3 protein-coding genes and 1 pseudogene are annotated in these 3,028 nt (G+C 69.2%); 2 read left to right on the forward strand and 2 right to left on the reverse strand.

Translation table 11 applies throughout. The annotated features are described in order from the left end of the window. Positions 1 to 291: GntR family transcriptional regulator (locus RJ05_RS26175; RefSeq protein WP_036541941.1), on the reverse strand; the 291-nt coding region annotated here is incomplete at its 3' end. Between the two features lie 97 nt (positions 292 to 388). Between RJ05_RS26175 and RJ05_RS26180 the strand changes: the two genes are divergently transcribed. Then, positions 389 to 1,849 carry an ABC1 kinase family protein gene (locus tag RJ05_RS26180; protein WP_234012387.1) on the forward strand — a complete coding sequence of 487 codons (1,461 nt, stop codon included), beginning with the start codon at positions 389 to 391 and terminating at the stop codon, positions 1,847 to 1,849. Between the two features lie 127 nt (positions 1,850 to 1,976). Here RJ05_RS26180 and RJ05_RS26185 read toward each other — a convergent pair whose 3' ends face one another. Further along, complete coding sequence (locus RJ05_RS26185) at positions 1,977 to 2,576, reverse strand: GDSL-type esterase/lipase family protein (protein WP_036541946.1); 600 nt, start codon at positions 2,574 to 2,576, stop codon at positions 1,977 to 1,979. 72 nt (positions 2,577 to 2,648) lie between these two features. Here RJ05_RS26185 and RJ05_RS26190 point away from each other — a divergent pair. Continuing rightward, positions 2,649 to 3,028 (forward strand): annotated as a pseudogene (locus tag RJ05_RS26190) (2OG-Fe(II) oxygenase); the annotation flags it as partial.

Below are 3,028 nucleotides of genomic sequence, written 5' to 3' on the forward strand. Positions count from 1 at the left end.
CTCGATCGCCACCTCGGGCATGGGCACCGAGTAGCGGAACAGATGCCGGTACACGTCGATGCCGCCGAGTTCGCGGACGTCGCGAATGGTGAAACCCTTGCCGCGACGGGCGTCGACGAAGCCGTAGGATTCCAGCCTGCCGAGGGTGAGCAGCGCGGTGGCGCGGTTCATCTCGAATTCGTCGGCGACCTGGCGCACCGAGGGCATCAGTTCGCCGGGCCGGTACTCCCCCGCGGCGACCCGGCGTGCCAGCTCATCGGCAGCGTCGGCGACCACCGTCCGGGATCCCATCCTGCACCCTCACCTTCGTCATACGTCCCAGACAGTCTAGGCGCAATGTGCCAGACTGCACATGGATACTACGGGGCGGAGCAGTGTGAGGTGAATCATGACCACTCGACGGGGCAAGGGCCGGGCAGGTGGCCAGGCGACGGGTCGATCCGGCCTGTTCCCGGCGCGCCCGGACGGCACCCCGCCGGTGAGTCGGGCAATGCGCAACGCCAGGCTGGCGGCCCTTCCGGTGGCCTATGCGGGGCGGCGTGCGGCGGGGGCGGGCCGGCGCGCACTCGGCCGTTCCGCGGCGGAGGTGGATCGTGAGATCCAGTTGCGGACCGCCCAGCACATCTTCGAGGTACTCGGCGAACTCAAGGGTTGCGCCACCAAACTCGGCCAGCTGCTGTCCATTTATCAGCTCGCGCTGCCCGAAGATATAGCAGGTCCCTATCAAATCGCGCTGACGCGGTTGCAGGACGCGGCGCCGATCATGTTGCCGCCGACCGTCGATGCGGCGATGACGGCGAGCATGGGCGGCGGCTGGCGGGGGTTGTTCCGCGAGTTCGACGATCGCCGCGCCGCTGCGGCCTCCATCGGCCAGGTGCATCGGGGCGTGTGGCATGACGGCAGACCGGTAGCGGTCAAGATCATGTATCCCGGCGGGCGGGCGGCGGTCGAGGCGGATCTGACGCAGCTGCGGCGGATTTCGACCCTGGCATCGGTGTTCCTGCCCGGCGCGGACGTCAAGGCCGTCACCGAGGCGATCTGCGAGTGTGTGCGCGACGAACTCGATTACGGCGCCGAGGCGGCCCATCAGCAGGCCTTCGCAGCCGCCTTCGCCGACGCACCGGAGTTCTACATTCCCGCGGTCGTGGAGCAGCGCGGCGATGTGCTGATCACCGAATGGCTCGACGGCACACCGGTGTCGCGCATCATCGCCACCGGCACCAAGTGCCGGCGCGACCGCGTCGGCATGTTGATGACCCGGTTCATCCTGTCCGGCTGGCAGCACGATCTGCTCTACGGCGATCCGCATCCCGGTAATTTCCGGCTCCTGCCCGATGGCCGGCTCGGGATCGTCGATTTCGGCGCCTGCTCGGCGTGGCCGATCGAATTCCGCGCCCTCGCTCACGATTTCTGCGACGCCTTCTTCACCGGCGGCCCGGCCGAACTGGAAGCCGCGGTGCGTGCGCACGGCTTCGTCGACCCGAGTCATCCGCTCGATGCCGACGCGCTGGTCTCCGCGCTGGGGGAATGCGGGGAGCCGCTGCGGCACAGCAGCTTCCATTTGACCACCCGCTGGTTGCGCCGACAGGTGCTGCGCACGACGAACCCGCGCCTGTCGAACGTGGTCAGGGAATTGGCCATGCCCGCGGCGTTCACCCCGTTCGCCCGTGCCGGGCTGACACTGATCGGGGCATTGAGCCAGCTCGAGGCCGAGGTCGGCTATCTGGACGAAGTGGTGCGGGCACTACCGTTCCTGGACGAGGTGTTCCAGCGGGCGGGCACGCTCGCCGAGGGACGGCCGGTCGATCCCGATCCGGAGCGGCGGTTGCGGGTGGCACCGATCGGCTGAGTCGCTTACCCGGGGCGTCCGCAAGTGTCCCAGACACTCATCGCGCCAGCGCCTGCTCGGTGAGCGGTCCACCCCCGGCCCTCATCTGGGCTCGTTCCGTTCGACCGGCTCGTGCCGGCCGAGTAGCTCAGTGCGCCAACCACTCTCGCCACGCGGGCCGGATCAGATCGGCCAGCACCGTGTACCCGTCGGCACCCGGATGCGCGCCGTCGCCGATGCGGACTTCGTGTCGCCAGACCGGGTCGGTACCGAGCGGCTGATGGGTGCGGACATACGGCACAGCGGCGGTGGCGCAGAGGTCGGCGAATCGGGCGTCGAGGGCGGCGGTGCGGGCATTGTGCTCGTCGTCGTCGATCGGCGGCGGGGCGACGACCAGCGCGGGCCAGTCGCGGTCCGCGGCCTCGGCGAGCAATGCGGTCAGATTGGCAACCGAATCGGCCGCGTCGACGCGTGGCCTGCCGTTCTCGGCCATGGTGTCGTTGACACCGAAGGAGAACACCACCCGCGCGTCGACGTCATCGGGGAAGCGCTGCACGCATTCGGCGAGCCAGCGTGCCCGGATCTCGGTGGAGGTCTGCCTGCGCACGCCCAGGTTGTACGCGGTCACCGGATGACCGCAGGCGTGCGCGTCGGCGACCAGGCGTCCGGCCCAGCCGAGCGCCGAGGGGTCACCGACGCCGGCGACGAAAGAATCGCCGACGAAACAGATACGGGTATCGCGACTCACCCGATGATCATGCCTCTGCCCTGCGCGCGGCCGTGCAATAAGATCGCGGTGTTCGTTCGGGAGGGAGTGATCGTGGCAGGGGAATCGGAGCGGCGTGCCGCCGCCCCGCAGTGGTTCGCGGACCTGCTCGGCAGCCGGCACTGGATTCGCCGCACCGAGCCGTTTCCGCACGTCTACGCGCGTGATGTGTTCGCGCCGGAGTTCTATCGCCGCCTGGCCGACGAGTTCGACCGCGCCCGCCGCGAACACGCCGATCGATTCGCCAAGGTCGCCGACAACTACGGGGCAAGCGGTATTCGGCTGACCGAACTGAGCAACGGCCCGCTCGCGGTGTTCCAGTCCCGCGAATGGCACGACATGATCGCCGGGGTGGCCGGCGTCGAGGCGACCGGTGACGTCGAGGCATCCCTGCACAGCCATCCGGTCGACAGCCCGCGCGGCTGGCCGCACAA

The organism is Nocardia cyriacigeorgica NBRC 100375, assembly GCF_000308555.1.
Classification (GTDB): domain Bacteria; phylum Actinomycetota; class Actinomycetes; order Mycobacteriales; family Mycobacteriaceae; genus Nocardia; species Nocardia cyriacigeorgica.